We start from the raw sequence: 24,901 nt of genomic DNA, 5'->3' as shown, positions 1-24,901 counted from the left end.
TTTTAGAACTTCCTCTCACTAAACAAATTGAAAGCGTATCTTATTATTCTATAATTACTCTTTTCGTTAGGGCCTTGTTGTTCTGTACTACTTTCATAATATAGATCCCAGGATCTTCGTCGCTAAGGTCTACTCGGAAGTCATATCGGCCATTGCGAGGAGCGCCAGTTCTATTATAAACCTCATTGCCATTAGGGTCGACAATGACTACTCTGATATCCGACTCGCTACCTGTTTCAAGCTCTACATCAAATCGACCATCGCTCGGGTTAGGGTAAAAATTAATATCTCTTAATTCTAAACGCTCCATTTCTTCGGTCCCAGCTACTTCTTTATCTTTTTCACTTGCTGACCTTACAAAAACCTTCACTCGGGAAATAACCTTCACATCATCGTCATCGTCACCAAACCTCCAGGTTCTGAAAGAACCATTGTCGTCATCATCGAAATCGAAATCAAAGTCGAACTTCATATTGCCAAACTGGTCTTTTAGTGCATCTCTCAAGGAATCCATATCCATGAATTCTTGATCGTTGAAAAAGAAACGACCATTATCATTTTTAAAGCTGAAGCGCTGCATCAGCGAATCCATGTCCATAAACTCGTCGTCATCGAAACCAAATGAAAATACATTCGGTCCAAAACCTTTCATCATACCTCTCAGGCTGCTTCTTAAAGAGTCTACATCAAAATCATGATCATCCCAAAAACTGTTTCCAGGTCCATTGCGCAAGAAAAACTTAGGTGAACTGTTTGTTCCTCCAAAAGAGAAAGAAGTTCTGAGGTCGATGCCATATTTCTCCAGATCAGGGTCATTCTTCATGTCTTCATGAGAGTCATAAGTTTTTTCAAATGTGGTTTCATCATTGCCCACAATCTTTTTCACTTTCAACTTGACTTTACCGTCTTCCGTGGTGGAAATAGAAACGGACTGACTTTCTCTTTTACCTTCATCTTGCGCGTTTAAGGTTTGACCGAAACCTATGAGCATCATGAGTAGCACTGTGGCTACTATTTTTGCTTTTTGCTGTTTTAAATAATTCATAATTAAATAATCGTTAATGACTTGATATAAAAGTACTTGTATGAAATGCAAAACGATGTTAAAGGTCGGTTAAACGATGTTAATTAATGTTAACCTGATGCTCTAGGGTAATAATTAGAGTACTTTTGGATATGACTCGTGTTCGAATACGATGGTTAATTGGCTTGCTGAGCTTCGCCCTTCTAGGCTTAGTTGGGTTCCAATACTATTGGATCACAGAGGTTACCAAAGTGAATAAGGAGCGCTTCAATCAGAGTGTAAACGAGGCTTTAAATGAAGTTACGCAAACACTAGCCATTGAACAAGGGGTTAGTTTCCTTGAAGCCAATATGGGAACTAGGCCTCCACTAAGACGGGCAGATCAACCTGTTTATAGAGATTCCTTACGTAATGCTTCCAATGTCAATAATCCGGAAACTGTTTCCGCTTCTCCTATGCCTTCCCCTCCAGAGGAATTTGTACAGGCATTTTTCCGCGTTCAACTTGACGAAAGAAATGGACAAATTTTAATAGAGCTTGATATTGAAGGATTATCTCGAGCATTACCCAATAATTATGCGGCACAAGGCATAGACCCACGGCAGCAACAGCTTCAAATGGAACGCCAGCTGAATACATTAAAACGGCGTTGGGCTAACCATCTGGCTGGAAGTGAGCAACTATTTACAAGAATTGATCCTTTAAAACTAGACACGCTAATCGCGCAAGGCTTAGAAAACAGGGGTGTTAATATTCCTTATAACTATGGAATTCTACATGCGCCTTCCAATGAACTAAAACTATTTAATGCCAACCAAGAAAGTGATCGTGAGAGCGTTAAATCATCAGAATTAAAAGTGAATCTATTTCCAATGGATTTGATTGACAAAGAATTTTATCTAGCCATTGACTTTCCAAAACAGAAAAGCTATTTATCGAACAAAGCCATCATTCCTCTTTCAGCATCAGGTTTATTACTCATCCTTGTGATTGGCTGTTTTGGATACGCCATTATGGTCATTCTAAAACAGAAAAAGATTTCTGAAATCAAGAGCGACTTCGTGAATAATATGACGCACGAGTTTAAAACACCGATTGCCACAGTTTCTTTAGCAACTGAAGCACTGCAGGACAATGATATGAAAGGCAATCCAGCCATTGTAGATCGATACGTACAAGTGATTCGCGATGAGAACAAAAGGCTAGGCATGCAAGTGGAGAAGGTTCTTCAAATTGCTAGCCTAGACAAAAAAGATTTTAAATTAAAATTCGAGGAAATAGACATTCATGGAGTAATTGAAAAAGCGCTCGTGAACATAAATATCCTTGTCGAAAAGCGTGGCGGACAGGTTACGAGTCAACTACATGCATCAAACTCTGTATTAGAAGCTGACCCCGTTCATTTGACAAACATTATTTATAATTTGCTCGATAATGCTAACAAATATTCCCCCGAACCTCCTCAAATACACATCCGAACCGATAATATTTCATCTGGAATTATTTTAAAAATTACAGATGCAGGTATAGGTATGTCTAAAGAGGCCATTGAGAAAATTTTCGAGAAGTTCTACCGAGTATCTACTGGAAATGTTCACGATGTAAAGGGTTTTGGCTTAGGACTCTCCTATGTAAAGACAATTGTCGATATGCATGCAGGATCGGTCAACGTAAAAAGTGAACTCGGAAAAGGAAGCACATTCAAAATATTTTTACCTTTTAATCATGGCTAGTTTCAAAATCTTACTTGTAGAAGATGACCTCAACTTAGGTCAGATATTAAATGAATACCTAAGCTTGAAAGGGTATGAAACCAAGCTCTGTCGCGACGGAGAAGAAGGCTTAAACGCTTTTAAAAGAGAGTCATACGATCTATGTCTTTTCGATGTTATGTTGCCTAAGAAAGACGGCTTCTCTATGGCCAAGGAAATCAGAAAAAATGACTCTGTCACACCGATCATCTTCCTAACGGCCAAATCTATGAAAGAGGATACGGTTGAGGGCTTTAAGATTGGCGCAGACGACTATATTACCAAGCCTTTCAGCATGGAAGAACTCTTATTAAGGATTCAAGCTATACTCAGGCGAACTGCCGAAAAGAACCCTCAAATTTCAGATCAGAAATCATTCGATTTTGGAAACTTCCACTACGATTATGATAAACAACTTTTAAGCGAAGGCAATAATCAGACAAAGCTCACATCGAAGGAGTCCGAACTATTGAGACTGCTTTGTTTACACATAAACCAGCCTTTAGATAGATCTGTAGCCCTTAAATTGATTTGGAGAGACGATAGTTACTTCAATGCGAGAAGCATGGATGTCTATATCGCCAAGTTAAGAAAGCACCTGAAAGTAGACCCAACTGTTCAAATTATGACATTACATGGCTCAGGTTTCAAACTGATTACGGACGCTCAGGCTTCTTGACGAAAACAGCACTTTTATCTAGGGAAACTCGCTAATATTCCTTATTTTCATAGGCTTCGGTTGTAACAATTATTTAAACTTGACTTTACCAGAGCTCGTTTAAAAATTGCTATTTTTGACCGTTTTCCGATTTGTACAAGAGAAACATATGATTCAAATTATTCCTTCAATATCAATTATCAATGGCAAACTGACTAGACTTAAGCAGGGGGATTACTCCAATGAAAAAGTTTATAAAGATAGCCCTGTTGATATTGCACGACAGTTTGAAGAATACGGAATCAAAAAGATTCACATTGTCGACTTAGATGGTGCTAGGAAAGGGAGTCCGGTAAACTACCATATTCTAGAGGCAATTGCTGGCTATACCAACCTTAAAATTGATTTTAGTGGTGGTATTTCCACTGATGGAGACATCAGCAAGGCTTATGAATATGGCGCTAGCTCTATTACCGCAGCTTCCATAGCCATCGATAAGAAGGAATTATTCTCTTCTTGGATGATGTCTTACGGTCGTGAGAAAATCACGCTAGGTGCCGACGCAAAAGACGGTAAAATCGCTATTCGTGGATGGCAAAAGAACACCAAAATAGAAATGGAAGAACATATCGACTATTTCTATATGCGTGGAATTAAATATGTTAAAAGCTCTGATGTAGAGAAAGATGGGATTCAAGAAGGACCAAATTTTGAAATGTACGAAGGGCTTGTGAAGAAATTCCCTAATGTTCATTTCTTGGCCAGTGGTGGCGTAAGGTCAATTGACGATATCAAGAGGCTTGAAGATACAGGCGTTAAAGGAGTAATTTTCGGTAGAGCGTATTACGAAGGCAACCTAAGTCTTAAGGACATTGAAAACTTACTTAAGTAGTAAGTCTTAGAACGTATAGCTCAGTTTTAGACTAACGTTTCTGCCCAAGTCATCGGCATAATATCTAAATCTATTCAAATAGTCTCTATAACTGTTATTTAACAGGTTATCAACGGACACGAATACATTCAATACATGACCATTCTGCATTGGCCAATCGAAACCTCCGCTTAAAGCAAAATTCACATAACCACTTGGTGGATCTATAAAATCAAATATGCTCGGGTCATTGGCGAATAGATCAACATCATTATTTCTTGCTTCTAAAACATCGGCAATACTAATTACTCTAGGTGCATTTTTCTGTTCCGCTACGGCCTTAAAGCCAACCGATGCATAAACGTTCTTTAATTTACTTTCATTGAAAAAATAGGACACCGAACTCTCTATATGACTGGTTGGAATATTAATTAAGGGGCTATCTAGCGTTCTGTCTTTTGCATTAATGAGAGATGCACGCGAGTTAGTTTTCCATTTTTCAGAAAAATCATAATCCAAGTCAATATCTAAGCCATATAAAAGGGCATCTGTTTGTCTATACCTGAAAACAGGAAATGCTCCTCTAATCGTGAGCTCGACACTCTCAGGCCTTAAGAAAATGTAATCATTGATAATGTTATAGTAAGCTGAAACACTTAAGTTCATGTTACTCATCTGTTTTTCGAGACTAGTAATCCATTTGACCGACTTTTCTGATACGAGTTGATCATTTCCTTCTTCCAGTGCCGCAGCACCATGGTGAAGACCTTCACTGAAAAGTTCATTCACGTGAGGTGCTCGCCAAGCAGTACCCACGTTGGTGCGCAATGTCCAAGAATTATCTAAAAAGAAAATAGCTCCCGCTGAACCAGTCACATTGCTAAAGTCAAATTCAGGTTTTTGAAGCACATTATTTCGATCAAATCGCTTGATTAAGTAATGCTTAAAATCGTACCTAATGCCTATTTCCAGCTCGAATTTCGATTCTAAATAACGACTAATGACATGAGCCCCAGCGGTTGAATTAGTAAAATTTGGAATTAATGGTCTGATACCTGTTTCAGAATCATTGTCATTGTCTTGATACATAAATGATGCACCCACATCCCATTTCCAGTTGCCCGTTGCATCCATATCCAAATCTACGTCTAGGGTATGGGTGGAGAGCGCTAAAGATAAAGCGGGAACCTCCGATCGACCAGCACGGCGAACATCGAATTCCTTTCTGACATTTTTCTGAAAACCATACTGTAGCGAAAAATCCCCGATATGGCCATTTGCCTTAAAAAGTTGATGCTGAACGTCCTGAAAAGGGTTAATAATATCGTAGCTAAAATCTTCGATGAACAGGGGCCTATCGCTTTCAATTGCCCTCTCTAAATCTGTCAAATTACCGATATGAGCACTTCTTAGAACACCCAATTCAGAATCGAAACTGCTATAGAATACTTCAACGCCCTTATCATCTTCATGAAAGCCTAAACCAACTGAAAAATTGCGCTCTTCTACCCCTGTATTTGTTAATCTATAATCAGCTGCTTGTGAGTCACCGGCTTTTTTAAAAGTACCCTGCACTCGCCAACCAAAGCCTTCAAAACCCCGGACTCCTCCTTCTAATAAGACGGATGTTGCATACAGCCTGCTATTTGACGCGCCAACTGTATTGATTTTACCCGAAAAAGATGCTGTGCTAGGAAGTTCGGAAGGGTTAACTAAAATAACGCCGCCAATTGCATCAGGGCCGTACTTCACCGCTGCTGCACCTTTTATCAGTTTTAAATTATTAGCTACAAAAGGATCAATTTCCGGCGCATGTTCTTGCCCCCATTGCTGACCTTCTTGACGAATACCATTATTCAGGATAAGAATTCTATTGCTATGGAGTCCATGAATGACTGGCTTGGCAATTGTTGGCCCCGTTTGTAGCATATTGACTCCTGTAATACTTGTTAGCGCCTCTCCCAAAGACGCTCCTGCCGACCTTCTTAATGCCTCAGCATCAATTTCTTCAATTTTCAACGAAACAATTTCTTCAACCTTCTCCTCTTCTACGGTAACGTCATCCAGACTCTTAACATCAACTTTTAACTCGATAGTAATTTTATTAATTCCATTTTTTAGTTGATACTTTTTCTCAAATTTTTGAAAACCTACAAATCGAACGATGATCGATATTTCTGACGAACAAACTTTAGTTACTTTAAAAGTTCCATCAATTTCGTTTACAAGCGTCTGCTTTTTATTACCTTCTTGGATTTCTACTGTGGCCAATGGTATAGCTTCGCCGTTTTCAGCTGAAATTACCAATCCGGCAATTTCATACGGGCAGTACTTTTGAGCCTTTATTGGTATGGCTAAAAGGAAACAAATACAACAAGTTAAAAGGAGTGCCCTTAACATTGTGCAATATTATATGTTTTTGCAACAGTATTGCAAAATTATAATGTGAATGGTAAGGATTGACTAAAAGGAGCCGGAATTATCGACTTGTTTGAACTTATAAAACAACAAGTAGAAAATATTAAAGGAAATATCAGATTTACCCTCCTTCACTTTCGCTTTATCTTCTCCAGAAGTTGAAGGCGTCGGTTTAGCAGGTATAGTATTTAGTTTAATTGGGATAGTGGAAAGCACCTCATTGGCTGGAACTTTTAAAACTTCAGCTGAAGGAGATAACTCTAATTTTCCATCTTCAGGAAGTGCTTCAACATTTGAAGAATCGCTATTTGAAACGATTGGAACCACTCTTTCTTCAACTCCACCTTCTTCTTGCGCTTGAGCGTTTACACTCAAAAAACATACTCCGAGGAGCGAACTAGCAATGTATATAGAGACCTTTTTAAACATACTTTACTCAGTAAAGGGTCATAAAAATAACAAAATTTTGTAACTAGCCTTACGTGCATTACAAAAAAAAGTTTCTGTGCAATGCAATTCAAGTCGATAAAAGCACAAAATGAAGCATATTGATTGGGAAGATTTTCAGAAAGTTTCACTTCAGGTAGGAACCATAGTAGAAGCAGAAGTTTACAAAGAAGCTAAGCGACCTGCCTACATTCTTCATGTCGATTTAGGAGAAGAAATGGGCATTAAAAAATCTAGTGCTCAAATTACATCCGTTTATTCTCCCAATGATTTAATCGGAAAACAAGTCGTTTGTGTAACAAACTTCCCGCCTAAACAAATCGGTAAAATAATGTCAGAAGTATTGGTTACTGGTTTTCCTAATTCTGATGGCCAAGTTGTACTTTGCACTCCAGACATGGGCGTACCTAATGGGTCCAAACTCTATTAATAATTTTCAGTTGGGCATTCAAGAAATAGCGAAAACGGTTGGAGGTAGGTTCTTATCAAGAGCTGAGGACACTGACATTGAAGAAATTTCAATCGACAGCAGGCATATTAGACTCAATTCGAAGGAATTATTCATTGCGCTAAAAGGTAGGAACCACAATGCCCATGAATTTATTCCTCATTTGATTAAAAGAGGCGTTAAAAATTTTCTGGTCGAAGAGTTCTTCCCTGAACAAAAAGGCGTAAATATTTTACAAGTCGATTCGTGCTTGAAAGCCCTTCAACAATTATCAACAAAAAAGCGGCACTCATTTTCTGGACGAGTGATTGGTATTACTGGTAGTAATGGAAAAACTATTGTTAAAGAGTGGTTATCGGATATTCTATCTAACCAATTCACCATTCTGAAAAGCCCAAAAAGTTACAATTCTCAAATTGGTGTACCGCTTTCTGTTTGGCCAATTAGCGATCAGCATGAAATCGGAATTTTTGAAGCAGGTATCTCTCAACCAAATGAGATGCAATATTTAGCTGATATTCTTGCACCTAATGTTGGTGTGTTTACCAATATCGGTACAGCACATGAGGAATTTTTCGAGACGGAACAACAGAAAATTAGAGAGAAATTAAAACTCTTTGCTCAAAGCGAAAGCCTGATCTATTGCGCTGATTACATTCAATTATCTAAGGAAATTGATTCAGGTTATGCTGGAAAAAAAATTAGCTGGGCATTTCACGAAAATGCTCGGTATAAAGTAGCGTTCATTGGTAGCAGTGAACTGACCATTGACGATGGCAATACTCAAACCACCTTTAACTTAAATTTTAAAGACCAGGCTTCACTTGAAAATATTGTTCACTGCATAATAACATGCCTGCATCTAGGACTTGAAGCTTATCAAATCCAACAAGGAATAAATGTTATTCAGCCAATTAAAATGAGATTGGAGCTGAAAAGAGCCATCAATCGTTCCTACCTGATCGATGACACATATAACAATGATGCTGCTGGATTAGAAAAGGCACTCGACTTTATGGATCAGCAAAAACATGTGAATAATAAAACCGTAATTCTTTCAGATTTCGTCCAGTCCAAAATCACTGACGACTTTTTCAAATCCCTTAATGGGCTTTTAAAGGAAAAGAATGTCACCAAACTAATCGCCATAGGACCGGAATTAGAAAAGCACAAGGAAGCCTTTCAAATGCAAACTAGCTTTTTCAAAAGCACTGAAAGCCTATTAGCATCTAACACCATTCAAGAATTCAACAAGGAACTTATCCTTATCAAAGGCGCTCGAAAATTTGAACTTGAAAGAGTTTCTAAAATCATCGCTGAAAAAGGCCACAAAACGGTTTTAGAAGTAAATCTTGATGCCATTACGCATAATTTAAGCTTTTATAGAAGCCTTTTAAAGCCTGACACAAAAGTGATGGTGGTTGTAAAGGCTTTAGCCTATGGCTCAGGCGGTGCAGAGGTTAGCAAAGTCTTGGAGTATCATAATGTGGACTACTTAGCTGTAGCCTATGCAGATGAAGGCGTGACGCTACGTAAAAATGGAATAACCTTGCCTATAATGGTAATGAATGCATCGGAGGATGACCCTTTCAACCTAATGCATTTTAACCTTGAACCTGAAATTTTCAGCCTCGAACAACTCAAATCGTTTTCAGAGGTTTATGCCATGGCTGGAAAAAAGCTTTCGGCACATTTAATTTTGAACACTGGCATGAACCGGCTTGGCTTTAACCCTGATGATTTAGAAATGTTGATGTCATTTTTAGCATCAGATGATACCGTTACTGTTAAAAGTGTTTTCACCCATTTAGCTGCATCTGAAGACCCTAACGAGGAATCTTTTACTAAAGAACAAGTAAACTTATTTAGAAAAGGAGCCGAACGTTTAGAGGCCATTCTGCCTTACAAAACCATTCGTCATATACTTAATTCAGGCGGAATTGTACGTCATAATGCCTTTCAAGAAGATATGGTAAGGCTAGGTATTGGGCTTCATGGAATTGAAGTAAGTCAGCTCAATGCTGATCGCTTACAGAATTCTGCTGTCTTAAAAACGGTTGTATCGCAAATTCGAATGATTACTCCAGGTGAAACGATCGGCTATGGCAGAAAGGGTGTCGCTGAAAAAGAAATGAAAATAGCGACCATAGCCATTGGTTATGCTGATGGGTATTTAAGAACCTTCGGGAATGGTAAGGCCTATGTTACTATAAATGGTAAAATGGCAAAAACCGTAGGTAATATCTGTATGGACATGTCGATGATAGACATTACTGGTATAGAGGCTAAGGTTGGAGATGAAGTAATTGTATTTGGAGATAATCCGACGGTTAGTCAGCTGGCAGAATGGGCCAATACGATCCCCTATGAAATATTGACGAATGTGAATAGTCGAGTCAAAAGAGTCTTTTATACTGAGTGATCAGCCTCCACAACCCAAGTTCTTTTTTAAATCCACGCCTTTCGGAAAACCGCCAAAGTCAAAGTCATCTTCAACCTCATTTGATTTATCGACTACCTCCTCTTTTGTTTTACCTTTTCGAAGTGCCGTCTTCGGAATTGACTTTTTTTTCTTGTTTGTCATGTCTTTATAACCTTAAATTAGACTATAAAATTCAATTACACACGCAGTGATCTGGCTAAAAAAGCAATTTCAACCCGTCGATAATGCCCCATTAGTTCTTTTCAGAATCGTTTTTGGGTTTTTGATTTTTGCTGAAAGCTTTGGCGCAATCATGACTGGATGGGTACGTCGTGTTTTTATAGAACCTGAATTTACGTTCACGCTCATCGGCTTTAACTGGCTTCAACCTCCCGACGATAATTATAGCATGTACATTTATTTCGGTTTGATGGCGACCTGTGGCATTGGGGTAATGCTAGGACTTTATTATCGCGCGTCTTTGGCTACGTTCACCCTCCTCTGGACCTGCGTTTATTGGATGCAGAAATCGTCTTATAACAATCACTATTACTTTCTAATACTGCTTTGTCTTTTCATGCTTGTGGTTCCGGCTCATGCCTACGCCTCCTTAGATGCAAAAAGAAAAAACGCTGTAATCTCCACTACTTGCCCAAGGTGGTGCATAAACATTTTCATATTTCAGATGTGGATTGTGTACACCTTTGCGGCAATTCACAAATTCTATCCTGGATGGGTTTCGGGTGAGTTTATTGCCATGAATTTTGCGAGCAAAACAGACTACTGGCTCATTGGGAATGCGCTTGGTCAGGAATGGCTGCAGAAAGCTGTAGTCTACGGAGGAATAGTCTTCGACGGACTGATTGTTTATTTTCTGTTATTCAAAAAAACACGTGTTCCTGCTTTTATCATATCAATCGTCTTTCACCTTTTCAACTCGTTTGTATTTCAGATTGGGATTTTCCCATACTTAATGATTGGTCTCGCCGTATTTTTCTTCGAGCCAGAATCTGTACGCAGAATCTTCTTTAAGTCTAAACCCATTGTGAACTATGATGAATTTCCATTACCCAAATTAGGATCAAGAAGTTTGGCAACTTGTTTTGTGATGATAGTCTACTTCAGTTTTCAGTTCTATTTACCACTTAGGCATCACCTGTATAAAGGAGATGTCTTTTACACCGAAGAAGGACACAGACTTGCCTGGAGAATGATGCTGCGGTATAAATCGGGCAATGTTAAATACAACATTACTTCTAGCGACTCTACCTGGGTAGTGAAGCCAAGAGATTTTTTAACCAGAAAACAATCCTCCGCAATGCCTGGCAAACCAGATATGGTTTGGCAATTCGCTCAATACTTAGACAAAAAGTATAAAAAAGAAGGTTTTGGAGATGTTGAAGTACGCGCCGAAGGCTATGCGAGATTAAACGGTGAACCCATTTATAAGCTAGTTGATGAAACTGTTGACTTGTCGGCCATTCGATGGCAATCTTTAAAGCATGCTGATTGGATCTTAACGCCTGACAAATAAGCTCAAACCCTTTGTAAAGCAGATTCTGACAACTAAATTGCGCCTCTTTATAATTAATCTAAATAAGAATTGCGGAACCTGACCCATCTCAAGCTATCCGAAAAGGGTATTATTAAAGGCTTTACAGACGATACGTTATCTGTTAAACTGATGGAAATGGGATGTTTACCGGGTGCCGAAATCTCTTTAGAACTTGTAGCCCCTTTGGGTGACCCTATTGCCATAGAAGTGGCCGGATACAAACTCTCTCTTAGAAAAAACGAGGCTTCGAGCATTCTGATCGAAGATTAAAAATATGTCAGCCAAGCCGGATTTGAAAATAGCTTTAGTTGGTAACCCAAATTCAGGTAAGACTACACTTTTCAATTTACTGACTGGTCTTAAGCAGCGCACGGGAAACTTCCCCGGTGTTACTGTCGATAAGAAATCAGGTCCAGTAAAACTTTCCGATGGACAAACGGCCGAACTTATCGACCTCCCAGGTACTTATAGTATCTACCCTAAAACATTAGATGAACAGGTAGTTCAAGATATCCTCTTCGACGAAGCGCACGCACTACATCCTGACTTAATTGTCATTGTGGCTGATGCTTCCAACCTAAAAAGAAACCTGCTACTTTTCACTCAAATTAGAGACTTGAACATCCCCATAATTCTTGTCCTGAATATGATGGATGTGGCCGAGAGAAGACAGTTAAAGATTGACTTGAGGGGATTGAGTATTGATTTGGGTGTAAAAATTATACCAACAAATTCACATTCTGGTGATGGTGTAGATGCGCTAAGAAACGCCCTTAATCAGTCTTTAATTAAGCCTAAACGCGCATTTTATAACGTTAGGCCATTGGCAGAAAAAACCATCGATGACTTAAAGTCGGAATTCAACCTTCAGGATGACTACCGTGCCTATCAGCTAGCGCAACAAAGTGTCAGGCTTAATTTTTTAAGCGAAAACGAGAAAAACAGAATTGAGGCCATCAAACAAGAAAATGGTTTCTATGATGTGCCTACGCAATCTCAAGAAACCCTCGATCGGTATGCATTAATTTCTGACATCGTAGATCGGAATATCAAAAACTCAGAAGAGGCTGGTAAAATCACGCTTTCACAAAAGATAGATAGAATTACCACACATAAAGTATTCGGCTATGCTATCTTCTTAGGCATACTTATGCTCATTTTTCAAGCAATCTTTTCTTGGGGTAATGCCCCAATGGACTGGATTGAAGGAAGTCTTGGTAGTTTGAGCGATTTAGTAAAAACAAGCCTGCCAGAAGGTGTATTAAATGATTTACTCACCGACGGTATTATCGCAGGACTAGCCGGTGTACTAGTATTTATACCTCAAATAGCCTTGCTTTTTGGCTTTATATCCTTGCTGGAAGAGTCTGGCTACATGTCTAGAGCTGTTTTCTTAATGGATCGGCTCATGCGAAACTTTGGGCTTAGTGGTAAAAGTGTTGTACCGCTTGTTTCTGGAATGGCCTGCGCCATACCGGCTATTATGGCCACAAGAAACATTGAGAGCTGGAAAGACCGTTTGATTACAATCTTTGTCACGCCATTTATGAGTTGCTCGGCAAGGCTACCCGTTTACACTTTACTCATTGCACTAGTCGTACCAGATGAAACTGTCCTAGGTGTATTCAACCTAAAAGGGCTAGTTTTAACTGCGCTTTATTTATTAGGATTCTTCGCAGCACTTCTTTCCGCTTGGGGAATGAAGTTTATCTTAAAAACTAAACAGAAAGGTTATTTCATTATGGAATTGCCAGGGTATAAAATCCCTAAGTGGAAAAACGTAGGCCTAACCATTTTTGAGAAGTCTAAGACTTTTGTTTTTGAAGCCGGTAAAGTAATTATAGCGATTTCAATTCTTCTGTGGGTATTGGCCTCTTATGGTTTTGGTGATAAGTTTAACAACGCTGAAAAATACGTGCGATTGGAACTTCCTACTAATGCTTCAGATGAGGAATTTGAAACCAGATTGAACGCCTATAAATTGGAACATTCTATGGCGGGTTCTTTCGGTAAGCTAATCGAACCTACTATTTCGCCACTTGGCTATGATTGGAAAATAGGCATTGCCCTCATTACATCATTTGCTGCAAGAGAAGTCTTTGTTGGAACCATTTCCACTATCTATAGCATTGGTGCGGATGAAGAAGATCAACTGACTATAACTGAAAAACTGAGCAAGGAGATAAATCCAAAAACCGGAGAACCTATGTATACCATGGCCCTTGGCTTTTCGCTTATGGTATTCTATGCATTCGCTATGCAATGTATGAGTACAATTGCAGTGGTTTATAGAGAAACTAAAGGCTGGAAATGGCCACTTATTCAGGTAGCATACATGACGGCCGTGGCATACTTATCGGCATTAGCTGTGTATAATATTTTCTCTTAGTCTGGCCGGTAGTTTAACGGGAGAAAGTCTGAAAAAGCGCCCCATCTCCACCAACCACTAAACAAGACATCTCTTGGATTGGTAAACTGACCCGGAAACACAATCGGTGTATCTCTATTTTCAAAGAATATGATAGACTTCTGAAAAATCTCCACCTCATTCGCGTCTAAACCGATGGTCTGGTAACTCGAAAGACTCAACGAATCTGTAAGTGAAATGGAAGAACGAACTTTTCTGTCGGTGTATTTAATATTACCGCTACGCGACGTGCTTCTGTAAAGCTTCTTATAGCCACTATCCTCATATTCTCCTCGGTAAGTAATTTCTAAATCCGATTCAGCATGTAGCGTAAAAAGGTAGTCTGTATCCGTCTTTCTTACCTCAATGATTTCTTCTATCGGCGGGGGGTTGAGTGGCGTAGTATATTCAGCAGTTACAGAATCGTACTGTATCAAGTTTAAGCTAAACCCTTCTTCGTCCGTAGTACCATTGAGCATAGCATTTAGGAAGTGTCTTACAGAACCATTGTATGCCTTCTCTCGTGCGTTTTCCCATCGGTTATACCTTTTCCTAGATCGAGCCCTCATCTCCTCGAACTTGGCACTTCCAATGCTAGACTTTAAGCCATTCTCGTACTTAAATTCTTCTAAGATATAGCCTACTCTATAACCTAATGCGTTATTCTCTATGAAAAGGATGTCATCCGCCGTTACTCTATAGTTTCCTAGGGAATCGAGCACTTCAAAATTTAAGACCTCGGGGTTAACAATCTTGCACTTTTTGGCATTGTCTGATTGCCCCAAAAACTCCGTTTTAAACCTTCTGAAAAGATTTCTAGCTTCATAGCTTTTTCGTTTTCTCGATTTACTAACGACATATATACTTTCTAAAGCGACTGGATCTACTTCCAGTTTAATCACAAAGTTGACATTGTCGAGTTCTTGTTTGTAGTTAAAGGGAATTGATTTTGGCTTATAGCCTACGTAGGAGATTACAAGATTAAATCCGATATCGGGGATATTCTCAATTTCAAATTCACCTTTTAAATCGGTTGCTACTCCCAATGTACTTCGCTCAATAAATACACTGGCGTATGCAAGCGGAGCTTCACTATCTTTATCAATAACGCGGCCGGAAATCTTTCGCTCGCTGTAAATATTTTTAAGAATAATAACCGTACCAGCTACCTCGCGATAATACAGGTTGGCCATCGACAGTAAGTCTTCAATAATTACCCTAAGCGATTCATTACGATAAGACCTATCGAACTTAGGTTCTCGAGAAATAATATTGCTGTTGTATGAAAATTTTACGCCGCTGAGTTTATCAATTTGGCGCAAAGCGTTTGGAATGGAAACCCCATTAAACTGTACCGTTATTCTAGAATCAAGGTTAGATTCTTCTGCCTCTTGGGCATAAGCTTTGATTGATGAAAAGATTAAAATGGAAATCAGAAATTTCCTGACCATGTACCAAGTTAATTAGCACATGCCTTTCCTTCTAATTTTATCTGATTTTCTTTAGTGCGAAGGACTATTAACTGACTTTGAGGGAGTGTTGCTTTCATTACTTCAAAGGCCTGGTCAATCGACAGGTTTTCAAAAGTGGACGTCAATGCACAACCCTTTAAGGCCTCACTAAATTCAATATCGATCCAATAAGTGTTTTCTAGCACTTCAACAACCTCCTCGAAACTAGTTGCTTCGAATACTAATTTTCGCGTCCACCAAGCGGCATAGTTATTATCCGTCATTTTGCTTTGCTCAAGTGTCGTCCCATCTTGAGACAATTGTGCGCGCTCGCCGGCTTTTACTAAACCATTCTGATCGCTCACTGCATTTGACGAGAACCGAACTTGCCCTTCCGTTACATTGAGTAGAATATTTTTACCTGGGTAGGCATTTACATCGAAGCTAGTTCCTAACACTTCCACCTCACTTTTCTCAGCACTAATAATAAAAGGTAAATCTTCATTGCGCGTAACATCAAAATTAGCGCCGCCTACTAGCGTTAAGTTTCTATGTGCATCGCCAAAGCCTTGCTCATACGTGAGTGTCGAGTTCGCGTTTAGCTTGATCAATGAACCATCAGGGAGCTCAAACTCCTTCATTTCTGCACCAGTACTAATTTCACTCAGTGTTTTAATACTATTATCCGAACTTGAGAAGGTCTCTTTAACAGTATCAGATAAGAAGTATCCTGCCACTAAAAGAATTAATAGAGTGGCTGCTATTTTCAATAAAGTGTAACTAGGTTTAGGCGCTATACGAGCGGTTTTATTCAAAGGAGTTTTTTGAATAGACATACCTGCCCAAGCCTCATCAGCATCAAACGATTGCAGATTGGCGCCATCAGATTCGTGCCATAAGTTCAAATAATCTTCAAACTCATTTCTTAATTGCTCATCTTCAATAAGTTGCAATTCGAACGCTGAACGTTTCTTCTCACTTAACTCATTAGCCAAATACTCGGCCATCAGCTTTTCCATCTTCTACTTTTTTCTATTCTCAAACTTAACAACCAAGCCTATCATAACCCCTACATCAATGTGATAATCGGCAGAAAAAAGACTAAATAGTCCTTTAAACTAGCTCTCAACAACTTAAGGGCTTTTCCCATATGTACTTCTACGGTTTTTTTGGATATGCCTAGCTCTTCCGCTATTTCATGGTATTTCAAACCTTCTTCCCTACTTAACCTAAATACACGCTGGCACTGAGGAGGCAAATCACTCAATGCATCTTTAATACGGTTTTGCAGCTCAAAATCGGGTTGGTGACTAACAAATTCTCTTTGGATTTCTACAATTCGGTCCTGTTTTCGAGCAACGAAAGTTGAAACTACCTTACGGTGTTTAATGTAATTCAAGGCCGTATTATAGGCCGCTCGAAATACATAAGATTTGAAACTAATATCGGAGCGAATGAGCTCCCTTTTTTCCCAAAGATTAACAAATGTGGCCTGAACAATTTCTTCTGTGGTGTCTCTATCACGAATAATACGAATTACATACCGACATGCCGGTTCGTAGTATTCAGCGAATAGTTTTTCAAAAGCTGCTTCACTGCCTTTAGAAAAGGCATCGAGCAACTCGCTTTCTTCAATAGCCACAGATTATCTGTTCAGTAAGCTTTGAAGATATAAAGAATTTCTAAATAGAAAGAATGTGTCAATTGACTAGTTTAGCAGACTTTCTGAAATCCATTTATACATTATTTCCGTTAAACCGGATTTAACTCACATTGCCTTGAAAAAAGACATCTACAAAAACTTTGAAACGCGTCAATCGCAGTTTTCAGAAACTGCCGGTAATCTCAAAAGTTTATACACTACACTATCATGGGTTCGAGTGCTTCTGTTTGTTGGAGCGACTATAGGAGTCATAGTTTTTGCAGACAATAAAGACGGCGCGGCCATGCTTTTTACAATAGCGGCAGCGTTTGTTGCTTATGTAGCTTTGCTCAAAAAACATTCGACGGTTCGGTTCGAATTAAAGCTGGCTCAAGCTCGTGAGCAGATTAATACCAACGAGTTAAAACGAATGGACAATGACCTCAAGGAGTTTGAGGATGGCAAGAAATACTACGATATAACACACCCATATCATGAGGATCTAGATGTTTTTGGGAAGCATTCGCTTTTCCAGCTTATCAATAGAACATCTACATTTCTAGGGGAAAAGACTTTGGCCCAATGGTTAGGTTTTGGAGCCACTGTAGATGAAATTCAGGATAGACAAAAAAGTGTTCAAGAGCTTTCATCTAACTTAGATTTCAGACAAGATTTTGAGGCTTATGGAAAGGCGAGCAGTGATACTGATATTGACCACCAGCCATTGCTCGATTGGCTCAATGAGGACAATTCACTAAAAAACGTTGGTCTATATAAGGTGGCACTGGCTATTTTACCTGCGGCGATGGTCATCACTATCGTGCTGAGCTCTTTGGGTACACTTCAATCAGGAATTCCAGTACTGATTGGCATATTTAACCTAGTGATTTTAGGGGGCGTTTTGAGTAAGGTTCATGAAGTGAGTAAGCGAACTGAAGAAGGATATAAATCATTGAATGCCATGAGGTATCAAATTCAAATGATTGAAAATACCGATTTCTCAAGCCCGCGATTAGTTCATTTAAAAAAGACGATCTCAAATGATAAAACCAGCGCCTCCCAAACTATAAAAAGTTTGACTTTGATTTTGGATAATCTTCAAAACAGGGTCAATGTATTTTATATCGTGCTTGACATACTCTTGCTATTAGACATTTTCTGGTACATTAAAATTGTTAACTGGAAAAACCAAAACAGTGCAGATATTAAAACTTGGTTTGAAACCATCGGAGAAATCGATGGGCTTTCTAGCGTTGCTGGTTTTACTTATTCAAACCCAGACTTCAATTTCCCTTCTATTAGTACCAATCATTTCGATATTGAAGCAGAAGCTCTTGGGCATCCGCTTATTAAATCTGGGAATAGAGTTACTAACAATTTCGAGTTTCATGGAAAAGGAGGAATCTGCTTAATCACGGGGTCCAATATGAGCGGGAAAAGCACCTTTCTGAGAACCGTTGGTGTGAATTGTGTTTTAGGCCTCATGGGTGCTCCTGTTTGTGCTGAAAAAATGACGGTAAGTCCGTTAAACGTATTTACGAGCATGCGTAGTCAAGATGATTTAGAGGAAAATGTTTCTTCGTTCTACGCTGAATTAAAGAGACTGAAACAGCTTCTTGCTTCAATCAATAATGAAATTCCTATTCTATTTATGATAGATGAAGTACTGAAGGGGACAAATTCAAAAGATCGTCATAAAGGTGCGCTCGCTTTGATCAAACAACTTAACGCTTCCTATGCATTTGGGTTTGTGTCTACACACGACATTGAGCTTGGTACCATTACGAATGAGCTGAAAGGAGTGAAAAACTATAGCTTCAATAGTGAGATCATCGGGGATGAAATTAAGTTTGATTATACGCTGACACCTGGTATTTGCAAGAGTTTTAATGCTACCAAACTGATGCAAAAGATGGGAATAGACATTCCTGAGTAAGCCTCAATTTTAGTTTATTTAACTAACTTTGAGAATTCTTAGAATTGCTTTATGTCGTTTAATCCTAACCTTAAAATAGGTGTGCTTGGAGGCGGTCAGTTGGGCCGCATGATGATCCAATCCGCCATTGATTTCAATCTAGATATTCACGTTGTCGATCCTGATGCAAACGCACCCTGCAAAAACATTGCTACTACGTTTAGAACTGGTTCTTTAACAGACTTTGACACGGTTTATGATTTTGGGAAAGACAAAGACCTCGTTACGATAGAGATTGAAAACGTCAACACGAAAGCATTACATCAGCTAGCCGCTGAAGGCAAAAAAGTATTTCCTCAGCCTGCCATTATTGAGCTTATTCAAAATAAGCTTCACCAAAAAGAATTCTACAAAGCGAACGGTATACCAACGGCAGGTTTTACAGTTGTGAATAGTCGAGAAGAAGTTTCTATGCTTGCGGATTCACTTCCATTCGTAAACAAGTTGGCAACAGGTGGCTATGACGGTAGAGGGGTTCAAGTAATTAGAAAAACAGAAGATTTAGATAAGGCATTTGATGCACCTGGCTTCGTTGAAGACCTAGTAGATTTTGAAAAAGAGCTCTCCGTTGTGGTTGCGAGAAATGAAAATGGAGAAATCCAGACTTTCCCGACAGTCGAAATGGTTTTTCACCCCGAAAAAAACTTAGTAGAATACTTGTTCTCTCCTGCTGAAATTAATGCCAAAGTTGAAAATGAGGCTCAGTCATTAGCCAAAGACCTGATTGAAAAATTGGACATGGTAGGCTTATTGGCCATAGAAATGTTCTTAACAAAAGAGGGCACTCTTTTAGTCAATGAAGTTGCTCCTCGAACTCATAATAGTGGGCACCAGTCTATCGAAGGAAATGTCACTTCTCAATTCGAGCAGCATTTGAGGGCCATTTTAAATTGGCCGCTTGGCGCTACAGAAAACGTTAGCCCTTCAGCCATGCTTAATGTTTTGGGTGAAGATGGTTTTACAGGTGAAGCGAAATATGAAGGCATGGATGAAGTACTCGCTACATCAGGAGTTCACGTTCATTTGTATGGAAAAAAACTCACTAAACCTTTCCGTAAAATGGGCCATATTACCATAACGGATAAAGACAAGGAGCGATTAAGAGAAAAAGTTAACTTCGTAAAATCACAACTTAAAGTAAAAGCATGAGTCAGCCAGTCGTAGGAATCATTATGGGTAGTCAATCTGACTTACGTGTTATGCGTGAGGCAGCTTCAGTTTTAGAAGAACTTGGTGTAGCATTTGAACTCACAATTGTTTCAGCACATAGAACTCCTGATAGAATGTTTGACTATGCAAAAGGGGCAAAGTCTAAAGGACTTAAAGCCATTATAGCTGGTGCTGGCGGAGCGGCTCACTTGCCAGGTATGGTAGCCTCTTTGACTACACTTCCTGTTATTGGCGTGCCAGTTAAATCAAGTAATTCTATAGATGGATGGGATTCTGTTCTATCTATTCTTCAAATGCCTGGGGGCGTTCCTGTAGCAACTGTTGCATTGGACGGCGCTAAAAATGCGGGTATTCTAGCGGCTCAAATCGTTGGAACCTCTGATGACAACGTAGCACACAATCTGCAAGAGTATAAAACTGCGCTCAAAGATAAAGTGGAACTTAGTATAGACGAGGTTGCTCAAAAAGGCTGGAAGGTCTAAATCTCAGTATTATTTTCAATCGGGCCAAAATCCATCCAGAAATCTACTTGATCGTGTTCAATTACCTCATTGGTTGATCCACTGACCGTGGTCGTAAGGCTATTGTCACCAGACTTCATTGCACCCTTAATTTTGAACGCTTGATCAATAGGTAATCGAAATATCTCTATATAATCGGTTCCTGGCTTTGTGTGCGAGTTTGGAGTTGTCATGGTATTGCAATGCTAACACAAAGCAGTTGTTAGCTCCCTACAACATCCTTTATCAAAACATTAAAGAATTGTGTACAAGACTAGTTGTCCTTTTTCTTCTTCTTTTTAAGTAGGCCTTTCAGAACACCCTTAGCTTTATTTTTAACCTCTTCAAGCTTTTTATCTGTGCTGTCTTTGTTCAGTCCCAATTTTTGAGCGGCAAGGGTAGAAATGGAGTCTTTCTGTGCTTGTAGTAAAGCATCCGCTTTTAATGTCATGGAATCCTTTTGCGCCTCAACTACTTTTGTTGCTGAGTCTTTTGCTGTAGCCACTTTGTCATCTACTAGTGCCTTAGCTTCTTCTTTCTTCTCGTCTACTTTATCTGAAACCAAACCAGTTACTGCTCCTTTAACTGTTTCGCCTTCTTCAGAGCTTACACTTCTTAAAGAGAACTCGGGCTTAGAAAATATACCCCCCATGCCGATGTTCAAGGTAATGTTATCGCCAACTAGACTTTGCCCACCGGAAAAAGAAGAGACCAATGAATTCAACTGTCCTCCAACTTGACCTGCGGGAACATCCATTTTTAGGAGATAGTCAATTGATCCGTCAATTCCTGTGCTACCAGAAACCACAGTTTTATAGTCACCTAATTTTACGTCAAACGGTTTTATAAATAGCCTTCCTTCCTTTACCTCAGCGGTCATCTTGATCTTGTCCAATGTAGCCGTACCAACCTTGGCCAGCTTTGTCACCGAGGTTAAACCAGATAGTAAATCTGAATTGCCTCCTAAGCTCGCTTCTAGCACTTGTATTAAACCACCTCCGGTAAGGGAGGTATAATCAGGCATCATATCAGCACCTAAAAACCCTTTTAAGCTAAAATTAGAAGTAAACTGCCCAGTCATTTTTTCAGCTACGGGTGCCATTCTTTGTACCATATCCAGGGCTTGAAATGAGGAAGGAATTGAGATCTCTTTGGCACCAAACTTAAAATCGAAAGTTGGTTTTTCAGGCTTGCTGTCATATTCTCCGTTTACATCGACGCGCCCGTTCATTGCGTTAAAGCCAGCATCCTTAAGGTTTATTTTTCCTTTACTTACAACAACCTGTCCCTTCATATTATTCATCTCTAAGCTGTTGTAAGTAACTTTATCGACTGAAGTCTGGAGGTTGAACTGAACATTTTCAGGGATTCTCACTACTTCCATTGCTTCTTCACTTGTTTCTGATTCCGTCGTCTCTGCCACTTCATCAGTTACCATCCATTCACTTATCGCTAGCTGGTCCGCTGTCACAGATAACGTCCCTTTCAAGACCTCGTCATTGAGTGCAAAGCCCAAATAATTACTGAGTTTACCTGTCATGTTATAACGAGTCGATCCTGCGGTTCCACTGTATTCTGAAAGTTCAATTTGGCTATTGGTGAATTTGGCTTGCGCTTTAGAGATAGTTATCGCCTGATCAATGCCTTCTCCTTGATAGTCAAAATTGGCCAAGGTTAGCGAACCACTAGTTGGCATTTTATTATAACGTTTGGCTTCTAAATCACTCATTCGTCCTTTACTAGATAATTCTGTGGAGATTTGACCTTTTAGCTGCATCCCTTCCATAGGATAAAGCTTCATCAGTTTATCTAAGTCAAGGTTTCCTTTCATTTTCACATCCCATTCGAAATTATCTGGGTTTTGAAGTGTCATACTCGACTGAAATGGTTGGTCATCTAGCTCCATCGAAATGTTTTCAACAGAAATCTTGGTGTCCTTTAGTTTACCAGTCGTGTTGGAAATATTAGAACTCACCAAAAACTTTTCAATCGGCGAAGGTAAATCTGGAGTTTTTATAAGTCCATCGACTAGGTTGATGTCTATATTTAGTTTTGGGATTATGTGATTAACGCTATCATAAACGCCATCGGCTTGGGCACTGAAATCTAAAAGTCCAGCGAGTTCGTATCCCTCGATTGGAAAATAATTCATCAACTCATTCAGGTTTAGCTTACCCTGCATATCTGCATTTAACCTGAAATCTTTCAAGTTCTGCATAAGCAATTTCGCGTCTACCGGGTTCGACCCCATTTCGAGATGCATTTGACTTAGATCGATCCGTGTCTCTTCTATGATTCCTGATTTATTCTCAACATTAAGTCTCATTTGAACATTGCTAACAGCATCTGGTAAATCAGGATATTGAAACATTCCATCATTAACCGCTAGATTTAAGCCAAAAGCTGGCATTGAATCCTCATTGTATGTACCTGTTACATTGCCATTAAAGGATAGTGTCCCGTCTGACTTCAAGTCTTTAAAAGAGTCCGTATATACGCCTGGAATTAGAGAAAGCAACTGTTTAAATTCTGACCTAGGCGCATTGAATTTCAAGTCCATACCGAAGCCATCGTCAAGAAGTGCGAAAAATCCATCGACCGCGAGTAGGAATGAATTAATTGATATTTCATTTTCCTTGAAAGTGTATTTCGAATTGGGCAAATCCATCGAAAGAGTCGCATCGATGTCTACCAACTTATCGGTGACATAGTCTGTGCCATCGTAATTAAGATCAACCAAATTTAATGTTCCTTCCGTTATCAGATCGAAAATGTCAGCTGCGAAATCACCAGAACCTTGAATATTAATATCTGCTAATTGAGTAAAGAAGCCTATCGATTGATCATAATAGACGAAATCTCCTTCTTCTATGCTAAAGGAATTTATCCCTAAACTTAGGCTTGCTCCTTCTTCTGTTTCTTCTGCCGCTACTTCTTCAGACGCACTTTCTCTAGCTATATCATAGTTGGCCGAACCGTCTAACAAAGTGATGATGGTTATATCAGGCTTAACCATCTCAATGGATTTTAAATTTATGCTTTCTCCAAAAAGAACTTCTTGCAAATCAATTGAGGCGCTTAAATTGGCTACACTTAGTAATGTATCCCCCTCAAACACTCCTTTACCTGTGATACCCATATCCGAAAGGCCTAATGTGAAATCTGGGAAATTGCTAAAGAGATTCAGGCTTACGTCTCCAAAATACAGTTCAGCTTCGGTACTTTTCTCAAATTCGCTGATAACCAAAGCCTTGATTTTATCCTTAAAAAGAACTGGGATTAATATGATGGCCATCAATAGGACGCCAAGAACGATCAAAAATATTTTACCAACCTTTTTCATAAGACTTGTGATATGCTTAACTCGAATTTAGGGATTTATTGAGTCTAGAGCGCTAGTAAAGCGCAATCTTCAACAACCTTTAACACTACTGACTCTTTTTGATACCTCTTATTTTCTTAGGTCCCCACCAAAGCCAAAAACCGGTGATAATTAGGAGTAGTAAGCCCAAGCCAAGGAAGTTCATGGAGAACAACTTAAAAAAGTCCGAAACAATGGATCCATCATGAAGGCTTTCAATCCAATCAGAATGTCTTTTTGCCACGGATAGTACTTTCAATGTAGTAGCATCTACTTGTACCTCCCAGTTTCCAGTATCGAAGATAACCTTTGCAATTCCTTTAGTCGGGCGATATTCGATGCGATCTAGATTTTCACCGGTTAAGTTCAATGAATCCACGGCGGCAAGGGCTGCATTCGCCAATAGATCGACAGACTGATATTCTGAGATACTTAATTCTTCTCCTTTTAGAGTTGGAGGCTGAAGCACATCAACATCTTTCTTCCAAGCTAGAAGAATACCGGTTATAGCACTGATAACTAAGAGTATAGCAATGCTTAAACCAAGATATCTATGAATCTTTCTATACCCTCTAATCGACTTCGCAATTGTTCTCGTGCTCATATTCTAAATCAGTGCGCAATAAGTACAAAAAAGCATTTTGGTGCAAGTCTTAATGTTATGTTAACATAATGTTACCTACATCTTGAAAAGATGTGTTTACAGCCTTTTTAGGTAGTATATACTTTACGTATTTGTTTTAATGTTAACTTAATGTTAACTTAACGTTATGCTGAGTTTATAGAAACGTCATATAAATC

At 39.2% G+C, this 24,901-nt stretch carries 21 protein-coding genes; 11 read left to right on the top strand and 10 right to left on the bottom strand.

Annotated features, from left to right (window positions below; genetic code table 11):
• Positions 1-43 precede the first annotated feature (43 nt).
• The gene (locus JXQ92_RS04365; RefSeq protein WP_421985363.1) at positions 44-1,045 is read right to left on the bottom strand and encodes a T9SS type A sorting domain-containing protein; all 1,002 of its coding nucleotides are present in this window, start codon (positions 1,043-1,045) and stop codon (positions 44-46) included.
• A 131-nt stretch (positions 1,046-1,176) separates the two neighbouring features.
• Between JXQ92_RS04365 and JXQ92_RS04360 the strand changes: the two genes are divergently transcribed.
• From JXQ92_RS04360 to JXQ92_RS04350, 3 genes are all read left to right on the top strand, one after another.
• Positions 1,177-2,757: a sensor histidine kinase gene (locus JXQ92_RS04360; RefSeq protein WP_421985362.1), complete on the top strand. Its 1,581-nt coding sequence runs from the start codon at positions 1,177-1,179 to the stop codon at positions 2,755-2,757.
• A complete protein-coding gene (locus JXQ92_RS04355; protein ID WP_421985361.1) occupies positions 2,750-3,454 on the top strand; it encodes a response regulator transcription factor in 705 nt (234 codons plus the stop codon). The genes JXQ92_RS04360 and JXQ92_RS04355 overlap by 8 nt, the downstream gene beginning before the upstream one ends.
• Before the next feature lie 115 nt (positions 3,455-3,569).
• Positions 3,570-4,325, top strand: a complete 756-nt coding sequence (locus JXQ92_RS04350) for a HisA/HisF-related TIM barrel protein (RefSeq protein ID WP_421985360.1) — start codon at positions 3,570-3,572, stop codon at positions 4,323-4,325.
• A 6-nt stretch (positions 4,326-4,331) separates the two neighbouring features.
• Here JXQ92_RS04350 and JXQ92_RS04345 read toward each other — a convergent pair whose 3' ends face one another.
• Together JXQ92_RS04345 and JXQ92_RS04340 are read right to left on the bottom strand one after the other, a co-directional pair.
• Positions 4,332-6,704 carry a TonB-dependent receptor gene (locus tag JXQ92_RS04345; RefSeq protein WP_421985359.1) on the bottom strand — a complete coding sequence of 791 codons (2,373 nt, stop codon included), beginning with the start codon at positions 6,702-6,704 and terminating at the stop codon, positions 4,332-4,334.
• Between the two features lie 63 nt (positions 6,705-6,767).
• Positions 6,768-7,151, bottom strand: coding sequence for a hypothetical protein (locus JXQ92_RS04340; RefSeq protein ID WP_421985358.1), 384 nt, complete (start codon positions 7,149-7,151; stop codon positions 6,768-6,770).
• A 109-nt stretch (positions 7,152-7,260) separates the two neighbouring features.
• On the opposite strand from JXQ92_RS04340, the gene JXQ92_RS04335 reads away from it, so the two are divergent.
• Together JXQ92_RS04335 and JXQ92_RS04330 are read left to right on the top strand one after the other, a co-directional pair.
• The gene (locus JXQ92_RS04335; protein WP_421985357.1) at positions 7,261-7,599 is read left to right on the top strand and encodes a tRNA-binding protein; all 339 of its coding nucleotides are present in this window, start codon (positions 7,261-7,263) and stop codon (positions 7,597-7,599) included.
• Positions 7,538-10,039 carry a bifunctional UDP-N-acetylmuramoyl-tripeptide:D-alanyl-D-alanine ligase/alanine racemase gene (locus JXQ92_RS04330; RefSeq protein WP_421985356.1) on the top strand — a complete coding sequence of 834 codons (2,502 nt, stop codon included), beginning with the start codon at positions 7,538-7,540 and terminating at the stop codon, positions 10,037-10,039. The genes JXQ92_RS04335 and JXQ92_RS04330 overlap by 62 nt, the downstream gene beginning before the upstream one ends.
• Here the strand turns inward: JXQ92_RS04330 and JXQ92_RS04325 are convergent, their stop codons facing one another.
• Positions 10,040-10,201, bottom strand: a complete 162-nt coding sequence (locus JXQ92_RS04325; protein WP_421985355.1) for a hypothetical protein — start codon at positions 10,199-10,201, stop codon at positions 10,040-10,042.
• A gap of 46 nt (positions 10,202-10,247) precedes the next feature.
• Between JXQ92_RS04325 and JXQ92_RS04320 the strand changes: the two genes are divergently transcribed.
• The 3 genes from JXQ92_RS04320 to feoB all read left to right on the top strand — a co-directional run bounded on the left by JXQ92_RS04320 (position 10,248) and on the right by feoB (position 13,983).
• Positions 10,248-11,573 (top strand): HTTM domain-containing protein, encoded by a 1,326-nt coding sequence (locus tag JXQ92_RS04320; protein WP_421985354.1) that lies wholly within the window; start codon positions 10,248-10,250, stop codon positions 11,571-11,573.
• A gap of 69 nt (positions 11,574-11,642) precedes the next feature.
• Positions 11,643-11,864: a FeoA family protein gene (locus tag JXQ92_RS04315; protein WP_421985353.1), complete on the top strand. Its 222-nt coding sequence runs from the start codon at positions 11,643-11,645 to the stop codon at positions 11,862-11,864.
• A 4-nt stretch (positions 11,865-11,868) separates the two neighbouring features.
• On the top strand, positions 11,869-13,983 hold the full coding sequence (feoB, locus tag JXQ92_RS04310) for a ferrous iron transport protein B (RefSeq protein WP_421985352.1): 2,115 nt from the start codon (positions 11,869-11,871) through the stop codon (positions 13,981-13,983).
• Here feoB and JXQ92_RS04305 read toward each other — a convergent pair.
• The 3 genes from JXQ92_RS04305 to JXQ92_RS04295 are packed head-to-tail and all read right to left on the bottom strand — an operon-like array spanning position 13,980 to position 17,094.
• Complete coding sequence (locus tag JXQ92_RS04305) at positions 13,980-15,452, bottom strand: carboxypeptidase-like regulatory domain-containing protein (protein ID WP_421985351.1); 1,473 nt, start codon at positions 15,450-15,452, stop codon at positions 13,980-13,982. The genes feoB and JXQ92_RS04305 overlap by 4 nt on opposite strands.
• Before the next feature lie 8 nt (positions 15,453-15,460).
• Positions 15,461-16,471 (bottom strand): FecR family protein, encoded by a 1,011-nt coding sequence (locus tag JXQ92_RS04300; protein WP_421985350.1) that lies wholly within the window; start codon positions 16,469-16,471, stop codon positions 15,461-15,463.
• Positions 16,472-16,521: 50 nt separating this feature from the next.
• Entirely contained in the window at positions 16,522-17,094 is a 573-nt protein-coding gene (locus tag JXQ92_RS04295) for an RNA polymerase sigma-70 factor (RefSeq protein WP_421985349.1), read from the bottom strand.
• A 136-nt stretch (positions 17,095-17,230) separates the two neighbouring features.
• Between JXQ92_RS04295 and JXQ92_RS04290 the strand changes: the two genes are divergently transcribed.
• From JXQ92_RS04290 to purE, 3 genes are read left to right on the top strand one after another with little or no spacing between them, the layout of a single operon-like run.
• Entirely contained in the window at positions 17,231-19,030 is a 1,800-nt protein-coding gene (locus JXQ92_RS04290) for a MutS-related protein (protein WP_421985348.1), read from the top strand.
• Between the two features lie 51 nt (positions 19,031-19,081).
• A complete protein-coding gene (locus JXQ92_RS04285) occupies positions 19,082-20,218 on the top strand; it encodes a 5-(carboxyamino)imidazole ribonucleotide synthase (RefSeq protein ID WP_421985347.1) in 1,137 nt (378 codons plus the stop codon).
• Positions 20,215-20,721, top strand: a complete 507-nt coding sequence (purE, locus tag JXQ92_RS04280; RefSeq protein ID WP_421985346.1) for a 5-(carboxyamino)imidazole ribonucleotide mutase — start codon at positions 20,215-20,217, stop codon at positions 20,719-20,721. Before JXQ92_RS04285 ends, purE begins: the two co-directional genes overlap by 4 nt.
• Here the strand turns inward: purE and JXQ92_RS04275 are convergent.
• The 3 genes from JXQ92_RS04275 to JXQ92_RS04265 all read right to left on the bottom strand — a co-directional run bounded on the left by JXQ92_RS04275 (position 20,718) and on the right by JXQ92_RS04265 (position 24,704).
• On the bottom strand, positions 20,718-20,933 hold the full coding sequence (locus JXQ92_RS04275; protein WP_421985345.1) for a hypothetical protein: 216 nt from the start codon (positions 20,931-20,933) through the stop codon (positions 20,718-20,720). The two genes, purE and JXQ92_RS04275, sit on opposite strands and share 4 nt — an antisense overlap.
• An 80-nt stretch (positions 20,934-21,013) precedes the next feature.
• Positions 21,014-24,082, bottom strand: coding sequence for an AsmA-like C-terminal region-containing protein (locus JXQ92_RS04270; RefSeq protein WP_421985344.1), 3,069 nt, complete (start codon positions 24,080-24,082; stop codon positions 21,014-21,016).
• Positions 24,083-24,167: 85 nt separating this feature from the next.
• Complete coding sequence (locus JXQ92_RS04265) at positions 24,168-24,704, bottom strand: PepSY-associated TM helix domain-containing protein (protein ID WP_421985343.1); 537 nt, start codon at positions 24,702-24,704, stop codon at positions 24,168-24,170.
• Between the last annotated feature and the right edge of the window lie 197 nt (positions 24,705-24,901).

Source organism: Roseivirga sp. (assembly GCF_049099775.1).
In the GTDB taxonomy this organism is placed as follows: domain Bacteria; phylum Bacteroidota; class Bacteroidia; order Cytophagales; family Cyclobacteriaceae; genus Roseivirga.
Note: the sequence above shows the minus strand (reverse complement) of the source record. Positions and strands in the feature narration are given on the sequence as shown.